This window comes from Janthinobacterium sp. BJB426 (genome assembly GCF_002735705.1).
Lineage (GTDB): Bacteria > Pseudomonadota > Gammaproteobacteria > Burkholderiales > Burkholderiaceae_D > Janthinobacterium.
In genome coordinates this window covers 618,115-640,062 of sequence record NZ_PDZL01000001.1, presented here as the reverse complement: position 1 = coordinate 640,062, position 21,948 = coordinate 618,115, and the positions used below count along the sequence as shown (strand labels likewise).

21 protein-coding genes are annotated in these 21,948 nt (G+C 64.6%); 10 read left to right on the top strand and 11 right to left on the bottom strand.

The features are described from left to right. The first annotated feature begins 72 nt into the window (after positions 1 to 72). Both CSQ93_RS02865 and CSQ93_RS02860 read left to right on the top strand, forming a co-directional pair. Positions 73 to 792, top strand: a complete 720-nt coding sequence (locus CSQ93_RS02865) for an MgtC/SapB family protein (protein ID WP_199534232.1) — start codon at positions 73 to 75, stop codon at positions 790 to 792. Then, complete coding sequence (locus CSQ93_RS02860) at positions 792 to 1,103, top strand: hypothetical protein (protein WP_158301083.1); 312 nt, start codon at positions 792 to 794, stop codon at positions 1,101 to 1,103. The genes CSQ93_RS02865 and CSQ93_RS02860 overlap by 1 nt, the downstream gene beginning before the upstream one ends. Here CSQ93_RS02860 and CSQ93_RS02855 read toward each other — a convergent pair. Beyond that, positions 1,095 to 2,492 (bottom strand): sensor histidine kinase, encoded by a 1,398-nt coding sequence (locus CSQ93_RS02855; RefSeq protein ID WP_099376622.1) that lies wholly within the window; start codon positions 2,490 to 2,492, stop codon positions 1,095 to 1,097. The genes CSQ93_RS02860 and CSQ93_RS02855 overlap by 9 nt on opposite strands. Then, positions 2,485 to 3,165 (bottom strand): response regulator transcription factor, encoded by a 681-nt coding sequence (locus CSQ93_RS02850; RefSeq protein WP_092714122.1) that lies wholly within the window; start codon positions 3,163 to 3,165, stop codon positions 2,485 to 2,487. The genes CSQ93_RS02855 and CSQ93_RS02850 overlap by 8 nt, the downstream gene beginning before the upstream one ends. A gap of 235 nt (positions 3,166 to 3,400) precedes the next feature. On the opposite strand from CSQ93_RS02850, the gene CSQ93_RS02845 reads away from it, so the two are divergent. From CSQ93_RS02845 to CSQ93_RS02835, 3 genes are read left to right on the top strand one after another with little or no spacing between them, the layout of a single operon-like run. Next, positions 3,401 to 4,534 (top strand): efflux RND transporter periplasmic adaptor subunit, encoded by a 1,134-nt coding sequence (locus tag CSQ93_RS02845; protein WP_099376621.1) that lies wholly within the window; start codon positions 3,401 to 3,403, stop codon positions 4,532 to 4,534. Continuing rightward, positions 4,527 to 7,631 carry an efflux RND transporter permease subunit gene (locus CSQ93_RS02840; RefSeq protein WP_099376620.1) on the top strand — a complete coding sequence of 1,035 codons (3,105 nt, stop codon included), beginning with the start codon at positions 4,527 to 4,529 and terminating at the stop codon, positions 7,629 to 7,631. Before CSQ93_RS02845 ends, CSQ93_RS02840 begins: the two co-directional genes overlap by 8 nt. Next, a complete protein-coding gene (locus CSQ93_RS02835) occupies positions 7,618 to 8,895 on the top strand; it encodes a TolC family protein (RefSeq protein ID WP_099376619.1) in 1,278 nt (425 codons plus the stop codon). The genes CSQ93_RS02840 and CSQ93_RS02835 overlap by 14 nt, the downstream gene beginning before the upstream one ends. Positions 8,896 to 8,964: 69 nt before the next feature. Here the strand turns inward: CSQ93_RS02835 and CSQ93_RS02830 are convergent, their stop codons facing one another. The 6 genes from CSQ93_RS02830 to CSQ93_RS02805 form a co-directional block, all read right to left on the bottom strand. Continuing rightward, positions 8,965 to 9,177 carry a hypothetical protein gene (locus CSQ93_RS02830; protein WP_099376618.1) on the bottom strand — a complete coding sequence of 71 codons (213 nt, stop codon included), beginning with the start codon at positions 9,175 to 9,177 and terminating at the stop codon, positions 8,965 to 8,967. A gap of 80 nt (positions 9,178 to 9,257) precedes the next feature. Next, positions 9,258 to 10,175 (bottom strand): site-specific tyrosine recombinase XerD, encoded by a 918-nt coding sequence (xerD, locus tag CSQ93_RS02825; RefSeq protein ID WP_233516006.1) that lies wholly within the window; start codon positions 10,173 to 10,175, stop codon positions 9,258 to 9,260. Further along, entirely contained in the window at positions 10,172 to 10,684 is a 513-nt protein-coding gene (locus tag CSQ93_RS02820) for a methylated-DNA--[protein]-cysteine S-methyltransferase (protein ID WP_099376617.1), read from the bottom strand. Before CSQ93_RS02820 ends, xerD begins: the two co-directional genes overlap by 4 nt. Before the next feature lie 425 nt (positions 10,685 to 11,109). Beyond that, a complete protein-coding gene (locus tag CSQ93_RS02815) occupies positions 11,110 to 12,390 on the bottom strand; it encodes a TRAP transporter large permease (protein ID WP_034746868.1) in 1,281 nt (426 codons plus the stop codon). Further along, entirely contained in the window at positions 12,387 to 12,959 is a 573-nt protein-coding gene (locus tag CSQ93_RS02810; protein WP_099376616.1) for a TRAP transporter small permease, read from the bottom strand. Before CSQ93_RS02810 ends, CSQ93_RS02815 begins: the two co-directional genes overlap by 4 nt. A gap of 116 nt (positions 12,960 to 13,075) precedes the next feature. Next, positions 13,076 to 14,068: a TRAP transporter substrate-binding protein gene (locus tag CSQ93_RS02805; RefSeq protein ID WP_374106368.1), complete on the bottom strand. Its 993-nt coding sequence runs from the start codon at positions 14,066 to 14,068 to the stop codon at positions 13,076 to 13,078. Positions 14,069 to 14,203: 135 nt separating this feature from the next. On the opposite strand from CSQ93_RS02805, the gene CSQ93_RS02800 reads away from it, so the two are divergent. Then, on the top strand, positions 14,204 to 16,228 hold the full coding sequence (locus tag CSQ93_RS02800) for a sensor histidine kinase (RefSeq protein WP_233516005.1): 2,025 nt from the start codon (positions 14,204 to 14,206) through the stop codon (positions 16,226 to 16,228). 25 nt (positions 16,229 to 16,253) lie between these two features. Beyond that, a complete protein-coding gene (locus CSQ93_RS02795) occupies positions 16,254 to 16,838 on the top strand; it encodes a response regulator transcription factor (RefSeq protein ID WP_034780029.1) in 585 nt (194 codons plus the stop codon). A 49-nt stretch (positions 16,839 to 16,887) separates the two neighbouring features. Here the strand turns inward: CSQ93_RS02795 and CSQ93_RS02790 are convergent, their stop codons facing one another. Together CSQ93_RS02790 and CSQ93_RS02785 are read right to left on the bottom strand one after the other, a co-directional pair. After that, on the bottom strand, positions 16,888 to 17,715 hold the full coding sequence (locus tag CSQ93_RS02790) for a siderophore-interacting protein (protein ID WP_099376613.1): 828 nt from the start codon (positions 17,713 to 17,715) through the stop codon (positions 16,888 to 16,890). Between the two features lie 22 nt (positions 17,716 to 17,737). Further along, the gene (locus tag CSQ93_RS02785; protein WP_099376612.1) at positions 17,738 to 18,424 is read right to left on the bottom strand and encodes a PadR family transcriptional regulator; all 687 of its coding nucleotides are present in this window, start codon (positions 18,422 to 18,424) and stop codon (positions 17,738 to 17,740) included. A gap of 113 nt (positions 18,425 to 18,537) precedes the next feature. On the opposite strand from CSQ93_RS02785, the gene CSQ93_RS02780 reads away from it, so the two are divergent. Further along, the gene (locus CSQ93_RS02780) at positions 18,538 to 18,915 is read left to right on the top strand and encodes a DUF3052 family protein (RefSeq protein WP_099376611.1); all 378 of its coding nucleotides are present in this window, start codon (positions 18,538 to 18,540) and stop codon (positions 18,913 to 18,915) included. 7 nt (positions 18,916 to 18,922) lie between these two features. Here the strand turns inward: CSQ93_RS02780 and queG are convergent, their stop codons facing one another. Beyond that, entirely contained in the window at positions 18,923 to 20,014 is a 1,092-nt protein-coding gene (queG, locus tag CSQ93_RS02775) for a tRNA epoxyqueuosine(34) reductase QueG (RefSeq protein WP_099376610.1), read from the bottom strand. Positions 20,015 to 20,092: 78 nt separating this feature from the next. Here queG and tsaE point away from each other — a divergent pair, with 78 nt between their 5' ends. Next, positions 20,093 to 20,581: a tRNA (adenosine(37)-N6)-threonylcarbamoyltransferase complex ATPase subunit type 1 TsaE gene (gene tsaE / locus CSQ93_RS02770; RefSeq protein ID WP_034746843.1), complete on the top strand. Its 489-nt coding sequence runs from the start codon at positions 20,093 to 20,095 to the stop codon at positions 20,579 to 20,581. Next, a complete protein-coding gene (locus tag CSQ93_RS02765; protein WP_099376609.1) occupies positions 20,545 to 21,945 on the top strand; it encodes an N-acetylmuramoyl-L-alanine amidase in 1,401 nt (466 codons plus the stop codon). The genes tsaE and CSQ93_RS02765 overlap by 37 nt, the downstream gene beginning before the upstream one ends. Positions 21,946 to 21,948: the final 3 nt, after the last annotated feature.

Here is a 21,948-nt window from a genome sequence, read left to right as displayed (position 1 = left end):
CTGCCCCCTTTCGGGACGAATTGTCTTCGCCCTTGCACTCGCCTGTTCCTCCCCAGCCGGGAGAAACTGATGGTGGTATTTGACTTTGCGCTGCGCGTTGCCGCAGCCTTGACCCTGGGCGCCATGATCGGCGCCGAACGCCAGCTGCGCCAGCGCATGGCGGGCCTGCGCACCAACGCGCTGGTGTCCGTTGGCGCCTCGCTGTTCGTGATGGTTTCCGTGCTTGAAGGCGATCGCGCCGGCCATATGCGCATCGCCGCGCAGGTGGTGTCGGGCATTGGATTCCTTGGCGCCGGCGTCATCATGCGCGAAGGCATGACGGTGCGGGGCCTGAACACGGCCGCCACCCTGTGGTGCTCGGCCGCCATCGGCATCCTGTGCGGCCTGGGCTTCGCGCTGGAAGCGGCCATCGGCACGGGCTTCGTGCTGATCGCCAACCTGGTGCTGCGCCACCTGGCGCAACGCATCAACGCGCACGGCAGCGAAGCGGGCATAGAGACGGAAAGCATCTACCGCGTCACGGCCGTGTGCGAGGCGGAGCAGGAAGTCCAGGTGCGCAACCTCATGCTGCGCATGATCAGCGGCATGCCGGCGCTGATGCTGCAATCCTTGCACAGCGAAGACGCGGCGCACGCGGGACGCATCGAAGTGCGCGCCGACCTGCTCACGCCCCTGTCCAGCCTGGGATTGCTGGAGCAGATCGTCAGCCAGGTCAGCCTGGAAGGCAGCGTCTCGGCCGTGCGCTGGGCGCTGGTCAACAACGCGGAATTTGTCGCCGAACGGGGAGTCTGATGATGAAAAAATTCTTTCACTGGTTTGCCAGGCAAGCGCCTGTCGTGGCCACCTACCGCCTGACCGTCACCTGCCCTGCCGCGCAAGCCGACCACGTGGTGCGCCTGCTGCTGGCCGAATTGAAAGGCGCGGGCCTGGCCCCGTCGCAAATGCTGCGCAGCTGGGACGAAGCCCGGCAAGTGGTGCAGCTGATCGCCACGGTGCTGTGCCAGGCCGTGCAGCGCGCCGTGCTGGTGCGCTTCGTCAACCGCGCGGGCGCCTGGCCGCAAGTACGGCAAGTGCGCTGGGAAGGCGTCGCGCCGTCAATCTGAGGCCGGCAGGCGCATGAGGAACAGGGCGCCGCCTTGCGGGCGGTTCTGCGCCTCGATGCTGCCGCCATACGCATGCACGATGGCTTGCGACAGGGCCAGGCCCAGGCCAAAGCCGGGCGCCTCGCCTGCGCGCGCCTGGGCGCCCCGGTAAAAGCGTTCGAACAGATGCGGCAAGTCTTCCACACCGATGCCCGGTCCTGCATCCGCCACGCCGACGATCGCCTGTTCGCCCTCGCGCGCCACGTGCACAGTGATGATGCTGTCGGGCGGCGAAAACTTCACGGCGTTATCGAGCAAGTTGGCCAGCACCAGATCCACGGGGCCGGCCGCCACCCGCGCCTGCACGGGCACACTGCCATCGAAGACAATGCGGATGCCGCGCTGCGCTGCTGCCTTTTCCAGGCGCTGCGCGGCCGCCTGCACGAGCGGATTGAGTGCGATGGTTTCCACGGCATTGCGCTCCTGGCCCACGTCCAGGCGCGTGAGCATCAGCAATTCTTCCACCAGGGTCGTCAGGCGCTGCACTTCATCGAGGCAGGACGCCAGCGCGTCGACATACTCGGGCGACTCGCGCGGGCGGCGCAGGGTGATTTCAATTTCCGTGCGCAGGCGCGACAGGGGCGAGCGCAATTCGTGCGAGGCGTCGGCCGTGAAGCGGCGCTGCGCATCGTAGCCGTGTTCCAGGCGGTCCAGCATGGCGTTCAGGGTATCGACCAGGCGGCCGATTTCGTCCTGCGTGCCGGGATGGGGCAGGCGCTGGTGCAGGCTGGCTTCGCCGATCGAATGCGCCTGGTCCACCACGTCGTCGATGGCGCCCAGCACGCGGCGCGTGAGCATTTCGCCAGCCAGCCCCACGGCCGCCAGCAAGGCCAGCGCCATGGCGCCAAACAGCACGGTGGCCGCAGCCAGCACGTGATTGGTGTCGTCGAGCGAACCGGCCACCTGCACGGCCAGGCCCGCGCCGGACGTGGGCACGGGAATCGACACCATGCGCAGCGGCTCTTCGCCGAACTTGGGCAGCGTCTCGAAAACAGTCTCGCCGGCCGCCAGGCGCGCCAGCAGGGCGGTCGGCGCCGGCAGCTGCGCCGCCTCCAGGTTGCGGCTGCGCGCCAGCACGCGGCCTTCGCCATCGATGATCTGCACCAGGCGGTCGAGGCGCGTCAATGAGGGCTGCGCCAGGCCCGGCGCCACCTCGTGCACCTGCACGGGCTGGCGCGGCGCGGCCGGCAGCATGGCCATTTCCGTCTCGGCCAGCGCCAGCAGGGCCGCATCGAGCTGGCCATGCACGGCGCGCGACAGGCCCCAGTAGCCGGCCAGCGCCGTGCAGGCGACGATGGCGAGGATGACGGCAAGGTGCACCAGCAGCAGGCGTTTGCGAAAGCTAGCCACCGTTGTTTTCCGCCAGGCGAAAGCCGCGTCCGCGCACCGTATGGATCAAGGGCGGCAAGCCTGGCGCATCCACTTTCCCCCGCAGGTTGCGCACGTGGACGTCGATCAGGTTATCGATGCCGATCAGGTCCGCCTGCCATATCTGCTCGGCCAGACGCGCGCGGCTGACCACTTCGCCCGCCTGGCGCAGCAGGATCAATAAAATTGCGTACTCCTTGGGCGTCAGCACCAGCGGCATGCCGGCCCGCGTGGCCTGGTGGCTGACGGGGTCGAGCGTAAGGTCGGCTAGCGCCAGCACCAGCGGGCGGCTGATGTCGGAGCGGCGCAGCAAGGCGCGGATGCGCGCCAGCAGTTCCTCGAATTCAAACGGTTTGGTCAGGTAATCGTCGGCGCCCGTGTTCAGGCCCGCCACCCGGTCGGCCGTGGCGTCGCGCGCAGTGAGCATCAGCACGGGCGTCTGGATGCCACGCGCGCGCAAGTCGCGGCAAAAGTCGATGCCCTGCTTGCCCGGCAACATCCAGTCCAGCACGATGGCGTCATAGTCGACGGCGTAGCTTTCATCCTCGCCCTCTTCCGCGCTGTGCGCCACGTCGACGACAAAGCCTTCTTCCTGCAAGCCCCGCGCCAGCAGGCGCGCCGCCTTGCGGTCGTCTTCCACCAGGAGGATTCTCATGCCTGCCTTTCGCGTCGCGCCTTGTTTTCCATGCTTTGCATTTTACCGCGCCCCACCGTGCGCGCACCGAACCTGAAGAATGATTCAGGCGTTCTTGGGCGCTTCTTCAGGAGCACATTGCTATGCTTTCCCGGCGCTGTAGTGACGCTGCCTGCGCCACTGCGTCCCTCTCATTGCCCGCCCGGGCACGGCATCCACGCATGCCCCATCACCATCAATAACAAGGAAACACGGGATGAACACGACCACCCGCAACGCCCTGGGCGCCAGCTGCGCCCTCGCTCTCGCCTGCTCGGCCCTGGCCGGCTGCGCCAAGCCGACGGCGGCAGCCGCGCCGCCCGCCCAGTCGATGCACCTGGACGATGGCAGCATCGCCGTCGACAAGATGTCGCCGCTGCGCCAGCGCCTGCAGATCGCCGCCGTGCAGGAACAGGAGATCGCCACGCAGACGGAGGCGCCGGGCAGCATCGAAGCCATGCCGGAAAAACTGGTGAAGATCACGCCGCCGCTGGCCGGGCGCATCACGCGCTTGCAGCGCGCCCTTGGCGACAGCGTGAAAGCGGGCGACCCGCTGTTCACGCTCGATTCGGCGGAGCTGAGCGCCGCCTACGCGGACGACAGCAAGGCGAAGTCCGCCCTGCTGCAGGCGCGCCAGGAACTCGAGCGCCAGAAAACCCTGTTCGACGCGGAGATCGCCGCTCGCAAGGAATACGAAGCGGCGCAGGCGGCCTTTGCGCAGGCCGGCAGCGATGCGCAGGCCAGCGCCGACAAGCTGGCCCAGTACGGTGCCGGCGCGCGCGACACACGCGGCACACGCCGCGACTATGTCTTGCGTTCGCCGATCGCTGGCACCGTGATCGCCATGGAAGGCGCCCAGGGCGGCTACTGGAACGATATCAACGCGCCCGTCATGACGGTGGCCGACCTGTCCACCGTATGGCTGTCGGCCAACGTGGCCGAGCGGGACCTGGCGCAGGTGGCCGTGGGACAAAAGACCAGCATCACCGTCGACGCCTGGCCCGGCAAGGCTTTCGAGGGCAAGGTCGCGTATGTGGGCGCCGTGCTCGATCCCGAGACGCGCACGGTGAAGGTGCGTGTAGCCATCGACAACCGCGCCGGCGCCTTCAAGCCCGGCATGTTCGCCCACGCGGGATTCGCCGGCGCTTCCCGCCGCGCCCTCCTCGTGCCCGCGGCCGCCGTGCTGCAAAGCGGGCCATCGACGCGCGTGATGGTCGAGCGCAGCGCGCTGGTATTCGCACCGCGCACGGTGGAAGTGGGCGCCAGCCATGGAGAACAGGTGGAAATCGTCTCAGGCCTGAAGGCCGGCGAACGCATCGTCGTCAAGGAAGGAGTGCTGCTCAATGATTGACCGTTTCATCGCCACCTGCTGCCAGCGGCGCGGCATCGTCTGGCTGGTACTGCTGTTTGTCGCCGCCTACGGCGTCTATTGCTGGAAGCAGCTGCCCATCGAAGCCTATCCCGACATCGCCGACGTCACCTCGCAGATCGTCACGCAGGTGCCGGGCCTGGGCGCCGAGGAAATCGAGCAGCAGATCACCATTCCGCTCGAACGCGCCCTGTTGGGCACACCGGGCATGCACGTGCTGCGCACGCGCAGCCTGTTCGCCCTGTCGCTGATCACCGTGGTGTTCGAAGATGGCAGCGACGGTTACTTCACGCGAGAACGGCTGCAGGAGCGCCTGGCCAGCGTCAATCTGCCGTACGACGCCAAGCCGGGGCTCGATCCCTATACCTCGCCCACGGGCGAGATCTACCGCTACACCCTGGAATCGAAAAAACGCACCCTGCGCGAACTGTCCGAACTGCAGTTCTGGACGGTGATCCCGCGCCTGCAGCAGGTGCGCGGCGTGGCCGACGTGAGCAATTTCGGCGGCCTGACGACGCAGTTCATGCTGGAGCTCGACCCCGCAAAACTCGACAGCTACGGCTTCTCGCTGGCCCAGGTCAAGGACGCCATCAACGCCAACAACATCAGCGGCGGCGGCAGCGTCATCGACCGCGGCCAGCAGTCGTACGTGGTGCGCGGCGTGGGCTTGCTGCATACCCTCGACGACATGGGCAACGTCGTCGTCAGCAGCAAGGACGGCGTGCCCGTGCTGGTGAAGGACCTGGGCAAGCTCGCTTACGGCAACGTGGAGCGGCGCGGCATCCTCGGCAAGGACGACAATCCCGACACCATTGAAGGCATCACCCTGCTGCTCAAGGACTTCAATCCGTCCGAAGCGCTGGCCGGCATCCATGCGGCCGTGGATGACTTGAATGCCAACCTGCTGCCGAAGGACGTCAAGGTGGTGCCCTACCTGGACCGCAGCTCGCTGATCGACGCCACCCTGCACACAGTCGGATTCACCCTGGGCGAAGGCATGCTGCTCGTCGCCCTCGTGCTGCTGCTGTATCTGGGTAGCCCGCGCGCCGCCGCCATCGTCGCGCTGACGATCCCGCTGGCCCTGCTGATCGCCTTTATCTTCATGCACCACTTTAAGATTCCCGCCAACCTGCTGTCGCTGGGGGCGATCGACTTCGGCATCCTCGTCGACGGTTCCGTAGTGGTGCTGGAAAATATGCTGCGCCGCCGCGAACGGGAACAGGAGCGGCCCCTGACCCTGCAGGACGCCATCGACGCCACCCTGCAGGTGGCGCGCCCCATCATGTTCGGCATGGCCGTCATCATCGCCGCCTACCTGCCCCTGTTCGCCTTCCAGCGCATCGAATACAAGCTGTTCTCGCCGATGGCGTATGCGGTCGGCGCGGCGCTCGTGGGCGCGCTGGTGGTGGCCTTGGTGCTGATCCCCGGCCTGGCCTGGCTGGCCTTGCGCAAGCCGCGCCGCACCTTCCATAACCGCGCGCTGGACAAGCTGGCGGGCGCGTACGGCCGCTTCCTCGAGCGCATGGTGGGCAAGAAGCGCTGGGTGGCGATGGTGTGCGCAGGATCGCTCGCAGCGCTTGCCATCCTGGGCGGCAGTATCGGGCGCGACTTCCTGCCCTACCTCGATGAAGGCTCCTTGTGGCTGCAGGTGCAGATGCCACCCGGGATCACCCTGGACAAGGCGTCCGAGATGGCCAGCGAATTGCGCCGCGCCGCGCTGGAATTTCCGGAAGTGTCGACCATCGTCACACAGACGGGGCGCAACGACGACGGCACCGATTACTGGACGCCGTCGCACATCGAGGCGAGCGTGGGACTGCATCCGTACAAAAGCTGGAAGTCCGGCATGAGCAAGCAGCAGCTGATCGCCAAAATGAACGCGCGCTTCGCGCGCATGCCCGGTTTTACCGTGGCCTTCATGCAGCCGATGATCGACGGCGTGCAGGATAAATTGTCGGGCGCGCACAGCGACCTGACGGTGAAAATTTTCGGCAACGACCTCGATGAAGTGCGCGCCATCGCCGGCAAGGTGGCCAATGTGCTCAAGACCGTCGACGGCGCCTCCGACGTGGCCGTGGACGTCGAGCCGCCCCTGCCCAACCTGAAAGTGGAACTGGACCGCGCCAAGGCAGCTCGCTACGGCATCAATGCGGCCGACGTGGCTGACCTGATTGCCACCGGCATCGGCGGCGCCCCCATCGGCCAGGTGTATGTCGGGGAGAAAAGCTACGACATCGCCGTGCGCTTCCCGCCCGCCACGCGTTCCAGCCCGGACGCCATCGCCAGCCTGAAACTGACGGCCGCCAATGGCGCGAGGATTCCGCTGGCGCAGGTGGCGACAATCAGCACCACCTCGGGCGAAAGCGTGATCGTGCGCGAAATGGGACGGCGCCACATCATCGTGCGCCTGAATGCCCGCGGACGCGACCTGGCCGGCTTTCTGGCCGAAGCGCGCCCGCTGGTGGCGCAGGCCGTGGCAAACGAGCACCAGCGCATCAGCGTCGAATGGGGCGGCCAGTTTGAAAACCTGCAGCGCGCGCAAAGCCGTTTGGCGCTGATCCTGCCGATGACTCTGGGCGCCATGTTCCTGCTGCTGTTTGGCCAGTTCCGCAACCTGCGCCAGCCCGCACTGGTCTTGCTGGCTGTGCCGCTGGCCATGCTGGGCGGCCTGGCCGCGCTGCACCTGCGCGGCATGACCTTGAACGTGTCGAGCGCCGTCGGTTTCATCGCCCTGTTCGGCGTGGCCGTCCTGAATGCCGTGCTGATGCTGGCGCAGATCAACCGCCTGCGCAGCGACGAGGGAAAAAACTTGCGCGACGCCGTGCTGGAAGGCGCGCGCGACCGCATGCGCCCCGTGCTGATGACAGCCACCGTGGCCGCCCTGGGGCTGACACCGGCCATGCTGGCGACAGGCCTGGGCAGCGACGTGCAGCGTCCGCTGGCTACCGTCGTGGTGGGCGGCCTGGTGACGGCGACCGCACTGACCTTGCTGCTGTTGCCGGCCCTGTATTACCTGATCGAGGCGCACCTGCAAAAACGCCAGACGCACACCGAAGGAGAACCCCATGACACGTTTTAATGTATTGCTGGCGGCTTGGCTGATCGCGCCATGCGCCCTTGCTACGCCCTTGAGCTTTGACACCTACCTGTCCGCCGTGGAAAGCCACAGCCTGGAACTGCAAGCGCAGCAGGAAGGCATCGTTACGGCCAAGGCCGGCATCGGCATCGCCGGCTTGCGTCCCGATCCCGAGTTTACCCTGGGCGCCACGCGCGAAACCGTGCGCAGCGTCGAACACCGTCCCGTCACGTGGAATCCGGCCATCAGCATGGCCATCGAGACGGGCGGCAAACGCGCCGCGCGCATCAAGGCGGCGCACAGCAATGTCGCGCTGGCCGAGGAAACGGTGGCCGGCTTCAAGAGCGAACTGTATGGCACGGCCGCAGCCGCGTTCACGGAAGCGTGCCGCACGCGCGAAGTCGTCGCGCGCAAGGAGCAGACCATGGCGGCCCTGTCGACAGTGGTGGAAGCGAACGAAGTGCGGCGCAAGGCGGGCGACGTGGGCGGTATCGAGCTGCTGCAGTCACGCGTGGAACGCGACCAGTTCCAGGCCGAGCTGGCGCAGGCGCGCAGCGAGGCGGACAGCGCCATGTTGAATTTGTCGCCGCCCTTGGGGCGCCAGTTCGAGATTCTGTTTCCGGACGCGCAACTGGCGTGCGACCTCGCCGCGTATGCCGACCAGGATGCCAGGGTGCTGGTGCCGCAGGCGCTCAACGCCCGCAGCGATGTGCGCATCGCTCGCGCCACCCTGGACAATCTGCGCGATGGCGCGGCGCTGGTGCGCGCCAATCGCGCCGTCGACCCGACCGTCACCGTGGGCCTGGCCGCCGCGCGCGGCTACCATGACGGCATCGATGCCAACGGCAATCCCGTCGATGGCGCGTCCCGCTCCCGCGCGCTGTCCATCTCGCTGGCCATCCCCATTCCCCTGTCGCGGCGCGACAAGGGCGATGTGGTGCAGGCGGAATCAAGTGTGACGCAGGCGATGCTGGCCCTGCGCCAGGCGGAACTGGCAGCGGAGACGCAAGTGCGCACGGCGCAGCGGCAACTGCGTGCGGCGCAAGACAGGCTGGCACGCTACCGCGATGGCGTGCTGGTCGATGCGCAAAAGGTGATCGATGGCATGCGCCTGTCTTACGTCAAAGGCAATGCCTCGCTGCTGGAATGGCTGGCGGCGCAGCGTTCGGCCGATGAAGCGTACCAGGGCTATGTGCAGGCGCGCGCCGATGCGGCCATCGCCAGCACACAGCTGCAACTGGCGCTTGGCCAGCGGCCGCGCTTGTAGCGGGGAGAAAGTAAAACGAGGGGATACCGGCGCGGCGATGGTGCCGCACCGGTCGTCAAGAACGGAGAGTTACTGCGGCTGGACGGGAGCGTCGCCTTCGGCGGCCGGATCTGCATCATCGGCGTCGTCGGCGTCGTCCGCTTCCGGCTCATCGCCCTCGCTGCCATCGGCCGGCTTCGGATTATTCTTCGCTTCCAGCTTGCGTCTGGCTTTTTCCTCGGCTTTCTTCTTCTTTTCCAGCTCTTTTTGCCGTTTTTCGTATTGGAAATTTGTCTTGGCCATTTACTACCTCTTTAGTTTTTTATTGTTACAGATAAGCACATAGGGCACATTATGACGCAGTTGGAGCAAATACAAAATTTTTAGCCGCGCGGATGATGCTGCGCATGCAGCAGTTTCAGCCGTTCGCGGGCCACATGCGTGTAAATCTGCGTGGTGGAAATATCGGAGTGTCCCAGTAACAATTGCACAACACGCAAGTCCGCGCCATGGTTGAGCAAATGCGTGGCGAACGCATGGCGCAGGGTGTGCGGCGACAGCGGCGCCGTGATGCCGGCGCTCAGCGCGTGTTTCTTGATGATGACCCAGAACATTTGCCGCGTCATGGCGCCCCCGCGCCGCGTGACGAACAACGCGTCGTCCATTTGCCCGTCGAGGATGACGCCGCGCGCTTCCTTCAGGTAGCGCTCTATCCACAGCCGCGCCTGTTCGCCGAACGGCACCAGGCGCGTCTTGCTGCCCTTGCCCGTGATGCGCAGCACGCCATCGTTCAGGCTCAGCTCCACGGATTTCAAGTCCACCAGTTCCGACACGCGCAAGCCGCTCGCATACATGAGTTCCAACATCGTGCGCTCGCGCAGGCCCAGCGGCGTGCTCACGTCGGGCGCCGCCAGCAAGGCTTCCACCTGCGCTTCGCTCAGGGTATGCACGAAGCGCGCGGGCTGCTTGGCCGAGACCATCTTCAGGCACGGGTCGGCCGCGATATGCTTGTGCCGCAAGGCCAGCTGGTAAAACCGCTTGAGCACGGACAGGCGCCGGTTCGACGACGTGGCCTTGCTCTCGTCGTGGCGGGCGGCGAAATACGCTTCGATGTCGGCCGTGGACACGTCGTACAGGCCCTCACGCCCGGGCCGCGCCACTTCCAGCCAGCGCGCAAACAGCCGCATGTCGCGCCGGTAGGCATCGAGCGAGTTTTTCGACAGGCCGTCTTCCAGCCACAGGCTGTCGCAGAATTCATCGATCAGGGTAGCGTTGTCGGGCGCCAGCAGGCTGTTCATCATCGTGTTGACCACCCCATGCCCGCCACGCCTTCATGCGCCAGCAGCCAGCGCTTGACGCCCAGGTGGAAGCCCGTCGCATCGTCGTGGTGGGCAAAGCCACCCAGGCCGCCAGCGGCCGTCACGCGGTGGCAGGGTATGACCACGGGAAACCAGTTGGCGCCGCAAGCCTGGCCCACGGCGCGCGGGGCCGAGCCGATCAGGCGCGCCACGTCTCCATAGGTGCGCACCTGGCCGCGCGCAATGCCCCGAATCGCCGTCCAGACCCGTTGCTGGTAAGCGCTGCCCGAAGCGGCCAGTGGCAGGTCGAAGACATAATCGGGATCGCGGAAATAGCGCGCCAGCTGCTGGCACGCCCGCTCGGAAACGGCATCCTGCGCGTCTTTTTCCGCGAAGTGCGGCGGCAGGTAGACCAGTTCGCATAACTGGCCATCCTGCGCGCGCACGCCCATGGCGCCGAACGGCGCGGCCACGATGGCGCTGAACAGTTCACTGCCCTGTTGTTTTTTCATCTGCTGATCATTGTTCAAGTGTGGCAAATATACAACCTGCCGGCGCATCTGGCTGCGCCCTGGCGATTATGCACCGACTTTGGGCGTGCCGGCGGACGTTTCCCGCGCACGAAAAAAAAGCGCACCAGTCGGTGCGCTTCAAATATTGCTTCACGTTCCCGGTCGTTTGGGTCCGCCGGTGCCGGCTTGTGGCCGCAGACAGCTATGACTCAACAACTTCTGTGAAACGTGTGTCTCCTCAATATATCCCCGGTATCAATACCGTTTTTATAGACCACTCCCCCACTAACCTTGTTGCCAATTCTGTATTTCAGCCTTGCTACCGGGGCGCATATGCATATACGTGTTTCCCCTTAAGGCTGCCCATCATAGCGCATTTATTCGGCCGGATCGACTTTTTTTGCACCATGACGGGGACAACTGTTTTAGTTGTAAATTAAATTTGGCAGCCACAGCGAGATTTGTGGTACGTAGGTAATCAGGCCCAGGAAGGCCAGCATCGTCAGCAGCCATGGCATCACGGCCACGGTCAGCTCCGAGATGCCCATCTTCGTAATGCCGGACGCCACGTACAGGTTCAGGCCCACGGGCGGATGGCACATGCCGACCTCCATATTGACCACGATCAAGATGCCGAAGTGCACAGGGTCAATGCCCAGCTTCATGGCGACCGGGAACAGGATCGGCGCCATGATCAGCACGATGGACGACGGCTCCATGACGTTACCAGCCAACAACAGCAGCACGTTGACCACCAGCAAGAAGCTGATCACGCCCAGGCCCTTGCCCGTAATCCACTCGGCCATCGCTTGCGGAATGTTTTCACTGGTCATCAGGAACGAGAACAGCACGGCATTGGTGATGATGTACAACAGCATCGCCGACATGGCGGCCGAATCGAGCAAGACCTTGCCCACTTGCTTGATCTTCAAGTCCTTGTAGACGAAGACGGCGATGATGAAGGCGTACACGGCAGCCATGGCGGCCGCTTCCGTCGGCGTGAAGGCACCCGAATAGATGCCGCCCATGACGATGACGATCAGCAGCAAGCCCCAGGCGCTCTTCTTGAACGTGACGAAGCGCTCGCCCCAGCTGGCCTTTTTCATGCGCGGATAATTGTGCTTGCGCGCCAAAAACCACGTGGTCAGGCCCAGCAACATGGCCAGCATCATGCCGGGAATCACGCCCGCCATGAACAGTTTACCAACGGACGTGTTCGTGCTGACGGAATACATCACCATCACGATCGATGGCGGTATCAAAATGCCCAGCGCGCCCGAGGTGGTGATGACACCGGCGCCGAAACCGCGCGGGTAGCCCTGCTTGACCATGGCCGGCAGGATGATGGAGCCGATCGCCACCACGGTGGCCGGGCTGGAACCGGAGACGGCGGCAAACAGCGCGCACGCCATCACGCCGGCCAGCGCCAGGCCGCCATGCCAGTGGCCCACCATGGAGCTGGCGAAGTTGATCATGCGCCGCGCCACCCCGCCATGCGTGAGGAAGTTGCCCGCCAAAATGAAGAACGGGATGGCCATGATCTCGAATTTCTCGATGCCCGTGAAAATCTTCAGGGCCACCGATTCGATGGGCACGCTGGTCATGGTAAACAGGAACGTCAGTACCGTCAGGCCCAGCGAAATGGAGATCGGCATGCCGGTCAGCATCAACGCCAGCAGCAATACAAAAATGATCAGCGCGTTCATGCCTTGGCTCCTTTTTCTTCAGCCGTCAGTTCGTCTTCCAGGCCCTCGACGTGCGAATGGTCGTGTTTTGGCAAGGCGCCCGTCTTGATGAAATGCACCATCACTTGCAGGAAGCGGAAGCACATCAGGTAGGAGCCGAGCGGCACGGCCAGGTAGACCAGCCACATCGGCACTTCCATGTCGGCCGAAGTCTGGTCCGTGTGGCCGATCGACCACACGAAGCTGGCGCCCAAAGTACCGACGATGCCCGTAAACAGGGCGCCGGCACCGAGGCCGAAGACGATGAAACGGTCGCGCCAGCGCGGGTTCATGCGGTTGATCAAGACATCGACGCCCACGTGGATGCCCGTGCGCACGCCGTACGCGGCGCCGAACTTGGCCATCCAGACGAACATGTAGATGCACAGTTCCTGGGCCCAGCTGGTATTGATTTGTATCAGGAAGTCTTGCACGACCGGTATCGGCAAGCCTGCCAGGTAGCGGTGCACGACCGCGACGAAGATGATGAGGGTGGCCGCGCCCATCAGGGTCGCGATCAGCCACTCTTCCAGGTGATCCAGAAATTTCATGGTGGACTTTCAAAGAATGCGGGTACGCTGGCACCCACGCAGGACGCGCAGGTGCCGTTGCTGCAGAAAGACAGGGATGCCCCTGACAGCCGCGCCGGGTGGCGCGGCCAGCGCGATTACTTCGCGCTTTCCTTGTTGATGGCCGAGATCAGATCCTTGCCGATGCGCGCTTCCATGGTCTTCTGCACGGGCGCCAGCGCCTTGCGCCACTCGGCCTGTTCCTGCACCGTCAAGGTGTAGATCTGCGTCTTGCCCGCTTTCTTGATGGCGTCGAGGGCCTGATCGTTGTCGCGCTGGGCGATGGCTTTTTCAAACGTGGTTGCCTCGCGCATGGCTTTTTCCAGCTGGCCGCGGATATCGGGCGGCAAGCCATCCCAGAATTTCTTGTTGACGATGACGGCATAGCCCAGGTAGCCGTGGTTCGACACGGTCACGTGCTTTTGCACTTCATGCATCTTTTGCGTGTACATGTTCGATGGCGGATTTTCCGTGCCGTCGACCACGCCCGTCTGCAGCGCCTGATACACTTCCGAGAAGGCCAGCACCTGCGGATTGGCGCCCAGCGCGCGCATTTGCGCGTCGAGTACCTTCGACGACTGGATGCGCATTTTCAGGCCCTTGAAGTCGGCCGGGCTGTGCAGCGGCTTGTTGGCCGACATCACCTTGAAGCCATTGTCCCAGTAAGCCAGGCCCGTGATACCCTTGGGTTCCAGTTTTTTCAGCAGGCTCTTGCCGATTTCGCCTTCGGTGACGTTGTACAGCGCCGTCTTGGTGGGGAAGATGTAGGGCAGGTCGAAGGCTTCGAATTCCTTCACGCCCAGCGGGCCGAACTTGGCCAGCGACGGTGCCAGCATCTGCACGGCACCCAGCTGCAGGGCTTCGAGTTCTTCCTTGTCCTTGTACAGCTGGCTGTTCGGGTACAGTTCGACCTTGACCTTGCCATTCGTGGCTTTTTCGGCCAGCTGCTTGAAACGTTCGGCGGCCTGGCCTTTCGGCGTGTCGGTGGCCACGACGTGGCTGAACTTGATAACGATGGGGGCTTGCGCGTAAGCGTGCACGCCGGCGGTGGCGCCTATGGCCGCGCACAGCGCGACGAACATGGTTTTCATCTGCATTATTGTCTCCTGAGTGGTTTTTGAAAAACTTTATTATTTGTCTACTTGGATATTGTGCCAAAGAAACTGCCTTCGCTATTGTGGTTAACCACAATAGCCGGCTCCCGATAAGCCGCTACCCTGCCAGCCATGCCGACTCCCCCCACTCTTGCACGCCGCTTCAAGCTATCGAGCCCGATGCGCTGGCTGCTGCCCGTCATCCTGCTGCTGCTGTTCCTGTCCATCCTGTTCTGGCTGCCCTGGCAGGCGCGTCAGATGGAAAGCAACGAGCGCCAGGAGCAGCTGATCGCCGATACGCTGTGGGTGGAGCAGACCATCCGCTTCCAGTTGGCGCGCAACGAGGAAAGCCTGTTCAACCTGGGCGTGGACATCGCCAGCAGCTCCCTGTCGGCGGAAAAAGTGCACGAACGGCTGCAGCAGATGTTGCGCAATGGCCGTGAATTGCAGCGCGTGCTGTGGCTCGACACCAGCGGCAAGGTGCTGGCCACCAGCGACAACAACCTGCCGCATGCCCTGTCGTTTTCGCCCGCCTCGCTGACGGCGGCCGACAATGCGCGCCGTTTGCACCGGGGCCAGTACGCCCAGCCTTCGCAGCAGAGCGGCTTTCCCGACGCGCCGCCGGGCGCCATGCTGATGGATTACCACCAGCCCCTGTTCGATGGCCAGCGCTACGTGGGCAGCCTGGTGGCCACCTACCAGATCAGCAGCCTGCTCGATGAAATGGTGCCGTGGTGGTTTGCGCAGGATAACCAGATTTCGCTGATCGACCGCGACGACAAGGTGCTGGCGCGGCGCGCCGCCGCCGGTCCCGGCCACGGCGTGTACACGCACAAGCGTGCGCTCGACGTGCCCGGCGCCACCATCACCCTGTTTACCGACAGCGTGAAAAGCCAGCCCAAGCTGCTGCCCAATTTGCTGGTCGGCTCCGTCATCGCCCTGTCGCTGGGGCTGCTGTGGAGCTTGCTGGCCCTGTGGCGCCACATTTCGCGCCGCCTGGTGGCCGAAGGCGCGCTGCGCCAGCAGATGCTGTTTCGCACGGCGATGGAAAACTCGCTGGTGACGGGCATGCGCGCGCGCGACCTGGAAGGCAGAGTCACCTACGTGAATCCCGCGTTTTGCCAGATCGTCGGCTATCCGCCCGAGGAAATCCTGGGCCGTTTGCCGCCGATGCCCTACTGGGTGCCCGAGGCGCTGGAGGAATACCAGCAGCGCTTCGTCAAGGCCCTGGCCGGCAATCCCACGCCGCAGTTCGAAACCTATTTCCAGCGTCCCGATGGCACGCGCGTGGCCGTGCTGATCTTCGAGGCGCCCTTGGTGGACAAGAATGGCCAGCAGACGGGCTGGATGGGTTCCGTGCTCGATATCTCGGACCGCAAGCGGGTCGAGGAACTGAATCGCCAGCAGCAGGAAAAACTGCAAACGAGTTCGCGCCTGGCCACCATGGGCGAGCTGGCGTCGATGCTGGCGCACGAACTGAATCAGCCGCTGGCGGCCATTTCCAGCTACACGACGGGCGCCTTGAATTTGATCCGCCGCGCCATCGACAGCGGTGTCCCCGTCGAGCCGAATACATTGAAGCCGGCGCTGGAACAGGCCAGCGCGCAGGCGCAGCGGGCCGGCCAGATCATCCGCAGCGTGCACGATTTCGTGCGCAAGAGCGAGCCGCAGCGCCAGGATATCGCCATCCGCACCCTGATCGACGGCATCCGCGCACTGATCGACCTGCAGGCGCGCAAATACTATGTCACCATCCAGGAAGAGCTGCCGCCGGACCTGCCGCTGCTGCGCGCCGACCCCGTGATGATCGAGCAAGTGCTGCTGAACCTGACGCGCAACGCCATCGAGGCCATGCAGGACGCGGCGCCGGGACGGCGTATCATGCGCCTGCGGGCCAGCCACGACGCGCAGCAAGGCATGGTGACGGTGGACGTGATCGATCATGGACATGGCATCCCGCAGGATGTGGCCGAGCGGCTGTTTTCGCCGTTTTTCTCGACCAAGTCCGAAGGCATGGGCATGGGCCTGAACATCTGCCGCACCGCCATCGAATTTCACGGCGGCGCGCTGACCTTCGGCGCCAACCCCGCAGGCGGTACGATCTTTACATTCAGCGTACCGGCCGCGCCGCGCGCCGCACCAAGCAATAACGAATAACGCATAACGACAATCCGGAGACACCATGCTGCACATCATTGACGACGAAGAGGTCGTACGCGACTCCCTGTCCTGGCTGGCCGCCTCGCGCAGCATCGAGGCGCGCAACTACGCCAGCGCCCAGCAATTCCTCGATAGCCTCGATGGCAGCTTCGACGCCGCCGGCGACTGCGTGCTGCTCGACGTGCGCATGCCCGACATGAACGGCATCGCCCTGTTTGACCAGTTGGTCAAGCGCGACCTGACGGCGCGCCTGCCCGTGATCTTCCTCACCGGCCACGGCGACGTGCCGATGGCCGTCGACAGCCTGAAACGGGGCGCCTTCGATTTCTTTGAAAAGCCGTTCAACGACAACGACCTGATGGACCGCGTGCAGCAAGGCCTGGCCAACTCGCGCCAGGCGGGCGAACTGGCCGCCGTGCATGCGCGCCTGGCCACCCTGTCGACGCGCGAACGCGAAGTGCTGGACCTGATTTTGGCGGGCAAGATGAACAAGGTGGTGGCCGACAAGCTGGGCATCAGCATGCGCACCGTGGAAGTCCACCGCGCGCATATCTTCGACAAGATGCAGGTCAAGACGGCGGTGGAGCTGGCGGGGTTGTTGAAGTAAATGCAGTAGGTCGGCTTAGCGCAACGCGCGTAAGCCGACACCACCACCATCACTCATCGTGATGCTCATGATGCTCGGCCGCCCCATGCTTCCAGTAGCTGGCCACATGCAGATGCTGCTTCGGCACCCCGGCGTCAATAAAGTGCCCACGCAAGCCCTGCACCTGCGCATGCTCGCACGCCACCCATACATAGCCGTCGCCATCCTGCGGCAAGGCCACTTGCGCCAGAGCTTCCAGCAGCAGCGATCCCCTGCGGCCATTGCGCGCCACCCAGCGCACGTCCAGCTGCGCCGCACACTCGAGCGCAATCTGTTCGCCATCTTCGACGATCTCGATCACGGCCATCGCGCGCGCCGTGGCCGGCAACTGCTCCAGGCGGCGGGCGATGGCCGGCAAGGCCGTCTGGTCGCCCACCAGCACATACCAGTCGAAATCGAGCGGCACCAGCATCGAGCCGCGCGGTCCACCCACGCCCAGGGTCTGGCCAGGCGCGGCTTGCGCCGCCCAGCTGGCCGCAGGGCCGTCGCCATGCAGCACGAAGTCGATTTCCAGCTCGCGCCGCGCGGCGTCGTAGCGGCGCGGCGTGTAATTGCGGGCAATCGGGCGCGCGCCTTCCGCATACTGGATGGGATTCGGGCCATTGCCCAGCACGGGAAACACGGGCGTAGCCTGCCCCCGGGCGGGGAAGAACAGTTTCACGTGGTCGTCGTGCGCCGGCGAGACAAAGCCGTCCAGGTCGTCGCCGGCCAGGGTGATGCGGCGCATGTGCGGCGTGATCTGCTCGGTGCGCACGACGGTGAGCACGCGCAGTTTCAAGTCATGCCGCACGCGCTCGATGGCATGCGGACGTGGTGTTGCTGGTGATGCAGTAGTCATGGCTTATCCTTGTAAAGTGGGCTCAGTGGCCGTCGACGATGGCGTTCGCCGCCTGTTCCAGCACGGCGGATACGCGCTCGGCTTCCGCGTCGCTCCAGCTGGTCTTGTTCAGCAACAGCGCATGCTTGAGCGTGTGCATGGCCTGGCGCACGCGCTCGGGCAAGGCGTTGCGCGCCTGGACGCGGGCAAACATGTCGAGGCGGGCCAGGATGCCGTCCACCTGGGCACGGTTCTCGTCCAGATACGCGCGGCCCAGGTCCGTGATCGTGTAGAGCTTCTTGCCGCTGGCGCTTTCGGAGGACGTGACATGGTCCTGCTCTTCCAGCAAGGTCAGGGTCGGATACACGGCGCCCGGACTGGGGGCGTAGGCGCCGCCGCAACGCTCTTCGATGGCCTTGATGATTTCATAGCCGTGACGGGGGCTGATTTCGATCAGCGCCAGCACGATCAGGGGCAGGTCGCCGCGGCCGAAGACGCGCTCGGCCCGTTCACCGCGCCCGCCGCGTCCACCAGGACCACCGCCCATGCCGCCCATGCCATCACCGCGCTCGTCGAAGCCGCGCGGGCCGCGGCCATGCATGAAGTAGTCACCGCGGTGCTCATGGCGATGTTCGTGGCGGTGTTCGCCATGCTGGTGATGCTGGCCGCAATGGCCGTGATGATGGTGATGGCCATGCTGGCCGTGTTCTGTGTGGTGTGAGTTTCTCATGTTTTCTCTTTAAAGATATATCGTTAGTAGGTATCGCCATTTTATAACGATATATCGATAAGTCAAGGAGAAATTTGTTATGCTCGTCTTTTCACCATCCACACGCCGATGCCATGCCTGACAAATCCGCCTTTGAGAAAATGTATGTGAAAAATGCCAGCTCCCTGGCCGTGCTCAATGACGGCGGCGAACATGGAGAATTGCTGGCGCAGTTGCCGGCGGAACGGCGGGTGAGTAAAGGAGAAAGGGCCGACTGGGTACTGCTGTACGCGCGCAGCCGCGCGGAACTGGAACAGTTCCTGCCGATGGCGCAGGCGCGCCTGGCGCCCGGCGGCGCCGTCTGGGTGGCATACCGCAAGGGCGGAATCAAAGCGGGCAGCGACATCCACCGCGACGATATCCGCGACTTTGCGCACACCGTAGGCCTCGACAGCGTGGCCATGGTCGCCATCGATAGTGAGTGGTCGGCACTGCGCCTGAAGCAGGCTTAAAAAGGGTCTAGGCGATGCCGTGCAAGGCCAGCGCCCATTCGACGTGTTCACGCACGATGGCCGATGGATGCTCGCGGCGCGACAGCAGGGCCGCGACGATGTCGGCCTGGCCCCGGGCCTTGGCGGCCGCGTTGCCCATGCCGACGGCCAGGTTGCGCAGCCAGCGTTCGTGGCCGATGCGGCGGATCGCGCTGCCTTCCATGCGGCGGTTGAATTCTTCTTCCGTCCAGGCGAACAGCTCCACCATGCCGGCGCTGCCCAGGCTGTGGCGCTCGTCGAAATCGGGCACGACGGCGCGCTGGGCGAACTTGTTCCACGGGCAGACAGTCTGGCAATCGTCGCAGCCGTACACCTTGTTGCCGATCAGAGGGCGCATCTCGACGGGAATGGCGCCCTTCAATTCGATCGTCAGGTAAGAGATGCAGCGGCGCGCGTCAAGCTTGTACGGCCCCAGGATGGCTTGCGTCGGACACACCGTGATGCACGCCGAGCACTGGCCGCAGCGCGGGGTCTCCGGCGGGTCGACGGGCAAAGGCACGTCGATGAGGATCTCGCCGAGGAAAAAGAAGGAACCGCCCTGGCGGTTGATCAGCAAGGTGTGCTTGCCGCGCCAGCCCAGCCCCCCCTTTTGCGCCAGCTCGACTTCCATCACGGGCGCCGAATCGCTGAAGACGCGGTAGCCGAAGTCGCCGATTTCGCCCTTGATGCGCTCTGCCAGCTGCTGCAGGCGCGAACGCATGACCTTGTGATAGTCGCGGCCCCGCGCATACACGGAGATCACGGCCGCGGCAGGGTCGGCATCGCGCGCCGCCTCGTGCGCGCGCCAGTCGGGACCCAGCGCCGGCGGCAGATAATTCATGCGCGCGCTGATGGCGCGCACCGTGCCCGGCACCAGTTCGGCCGGGCGAGCGCGCTTCATGCCGTGGCTGGCCATGTAGTCCATTTCGCCGTGGTACCCTGCATCGAGCCAGGCTTGCAAGGGCGCTTCCATGTGCGACAAGTCCACGTCGGCGATGCGCACCTCGGCAAAACCCAGCTCGCGCCCCCATTCTTTGATGGTGCGCGCCAGGACGGCGAGATCGGTGATGGTGGCGGACATAGGGGACTTTACGGAAAACGGCAGGCGCGCGGGCGGTTACAATGACAGCAGCCTCCATTTTATGCGATACCGAAGATCATGACCGAACACTTCAAAGCCCACCTCCACGACGAAGCCGGCACCGCCGCGCTGGGCGCCGCGCTGGCGCGCGCGCTGGCGCCGGGCCTGGCGATCTACCTGCACGGCGACCTGGGCGCCGGCAAGACGGCCCTCACGCGCGCCCTGTTGCACGCGGCCGGCCATGCTGGCCACGTGAAAAGCCCCACCTATACGCTGTCCGAACCGTACACGGTGCAACTCGATGGCCAGCGCGTCAACGTCATCCACTTCGACCTGTACCGCATGGGCAGTGCCGAGGAATTCCTCGACGCCGGCTTTCGCGAAGACTTCGACGGTCGCAATATCTGCATCGTCGAATGGCCAGAGAAAGCCGAACCGGTGCTGCCGCCGGCCGACCTGAATATTTATTTGAACGTTGCGGGTACAGGACGTGATGTAGAATTGCAAGCGTCTTCTGAATTGGGTCTGTCATGCCTTCACCGTCTCAAATTCGCCCCGAACCTTTGATCTCCTCGCCCATCACCCGGCGCACGGTCCTCAAGGCCGGCGGCACCCTGCTGTTGTCCGTGTTCGCGCCCATGTCGGCGATGGCGGCGCAAATTCTCGCCGTGCGCGTCTGGCCGGCCGAGGACTACACCCGCGTCACCCTGGAAAACGACAGCATCCTCAAGGCGACCCACTTCATCGTCAAGGACCCGGAACGCCTGGTGGTCGACATCGAAGGCCTGGAACTCAATCCCACGCTCAAGGGCCTGGTGGCGAAGATTCAGTCGAACGACCCGTATATCAAGCAGGTGCGCGTGGGCCAGAACCGGCCCAATGTCGTGCGCCTGGTGTTCGACCTGAAAGAGGAAGTCACGCCGCAGCTGTTTACCCTGCCGCCCGCCGGCTCCTACAACCACCGTTTGATCTTCGACCTGTATCCCGTGCGCGAGCCGGATTTGATCGCGCAGATGATCGAAAAGGGCGACTGGTCGAGCGACCCCGCCAAGCCGCCCATGGCCGGCACGCATACGCCGCCGCCCGCGCTGCCCCTGCCCGAGAGCGGCAAGCCGCCCGTGGCCGCCGTGGCGCCGCCGGCAGCGCCCATCGTGCCGCTCGTTCCCGACGTGCGTCCGGAACAGCGCCCCGAAGCGCGCCCGCTGCCGGGCCAGAAAGTGGTGCGCATGATTACCATCGCGCTCGATCCCGGTCACGGCGGCGAAGACCCTGGCGCCATGGGCAGCCGGGGCAGCCGCGAAAAAGACGTGGTGCTGGCCATTGCCAAGCGCCTCAAGACCAAGCTGGAACTGCAGCCGAACATGCGCGTCATGCTCACGCGCGACGCCGATTTCTTCGTCCCGCTGGGCATGCGCGTGGAAAAGGCGCGCAAGGTGCAGGCCGACCTGCTCGTCTCGATCCACGCCGACGCCTTCATCCAGCCGACGGCGCGCGGCTCGTCCGTCTTCGTGCTGTCCGAAAAGGGCGCCACCTCGACGGCCGCGCGCTGGCTGGCCAACAAGGAAAACCAGGCCGACCTGATCGGCGGCGTGAACGTGAAGAACCACGACAAGCAGCTGGCCAGCGTGCTGCTCGATCTGTCGACGACGGCGCAGATCAATGACAGCATGAAGCTGGGCAAGGCCGTGCTGCGCGAAATCGGCGGCATCAACCGCCTGCACAAGGGCTCCGTCGAGCAAGCCGGCTTCGCCGTGCTCAAAGCGCCGGACATCCCTTCCATCCTGATCGAGACGGCGTTCATCTCGAATCCGGAAGAAGAAGCCAAGCTGACCGACAACGGCTACCAGGACCAGATGGCCGACGCCATCGTCACGGGCATCAAGAATTATTTTGCCAAGAATCCGCCGCTGGCGAAAAGCCGCCTGACCTGACAT

Coding starts and splice junctions, on each gene's coding strand:
- CSQ93_RS02810 (WP_099376616.1), bottom strand. CDS start 12,959: ATGAAATTTCTGGATCACCTGGAAGAGTGGCTGATCGCGACCCTGATG.
- tsaE (WP_034746843.1), top strand. CDS start 20,093: ATGACCGAACACTTCAAAGCCCACCTCCACGACGAAGCCGGCACCGCC.
- queG (WP_099376610.1), bottom strand. CDS start 20,014: ATGTCCGCCACCATCACCGATCTCGCCGTCCTGGCGCGCACCATCAAA.
- CSQ93_RS02860 (WP_158301083.1), top strand. CDS start 792: ATGATGAAAAAATTCTTTCACTGGTTTGCCAGGCAAGCGCCTGTCGTG.
- CSQ93_RS02850 (WP_092714122.1), bottom strand. CDS start 3,165: ATGAGAATCCTCCTGGTGGAAGACGACCGCAAGGCGGCGCGCCTGCTG.
- CSQ93_RS02785 (WP_099376612.1), bottom strand. CDS start 18,424: ATGAGAAACTCACACCACACAGAACACGGCCAGCATGGCCATCACCAT.
- CSQ93_RS02820 (WP_099376617.1), bottom strand. CDS start 10,684: ATGAAAAAACAACAGGGCAGTGAACTGTTCAGCGCCATCGTGGCCGCG.
- CSQ93_RS02840 (WP_099376620.1), top strand. CDS start 4,527: ATGATTGACCGTTTCATCGCCACCTGCTGCCAGCGGCGCGGCATCGTC.
- xerD (WP_233516006.1), bottom strand. CDS start 10,175: ATGATGAACAGCCTGCTGGCGCCCGACAACGCTACCCTGATCGATGAA.
- CSQ93_RS02800 (WP_233516005.1), top strand. CDS start 14,204: ATGCCGACTCCCCCCACTCTTGCACGCCGCTTCAAGCTATCGAGCCCG.
- CSQ93_RS02815 (WP_034746868.1), bottom strand. CDS start 12,390: ATGAACGCGCTGATCATTTTTGTATTGCTGCTGGCGTTGATGCTGACC.
- CSQ93_RS02835 (WP_099376619.1), top strand. CDS start 7,618: ATGACACGTTTTAATGTATTGCTGGCGGCTTGGCTGATCGCGCCATGC.
- CSQ93_RS02830 (WP_099376618.1), bottom strand. CDS start 9,177: ATGGCCAAGACAAATTTCCAATACGAAAAACGGCAAAAAGAGCTGGAA.
- CSQ93_RS02805 (WP_374106368.1), bottom strand. CDS start 14,068: ATGAAAACCATGTTCGTCGCGCTGTGCGCGGCCATAGGCGCCACCGCC.
- CSQ93_RS02765 (WP_099376609.1), top strand. CDS start 20,545: ATGCCTTCACCGTCTCAAATTCGCCCCGAACCTTTGATCTCCTCGCCC.
- CSQ93_RS02780 (WP_099376611.1), top strand. CDS start 18,538: ATGCCTGACAAATCCGCCTTTGAGAAAATGTATGTGAAAAATGCCAGC.
- CSQ93_RS02795 (WP_034780029.1), top strand. CDS start 16,254: ATGCTGCACATCATTGACGACGAAGAGGTCGTACGCGACTCCCTGTCC.
- CSQ93_RS02845 (WP_099376621.1), top strand. CDS start 3,401: ATGAACACGACCACCCGCAACGCCCTGGGCGCCAGCTGCGCCCTCGCT.
- CSQ93_RS02790 (WP_099376613.1), bottom strand. CDS start 17,715: ATGACTACTGCATCACCAGCAACACCACGTCCGCATGCCATCGAGCGC.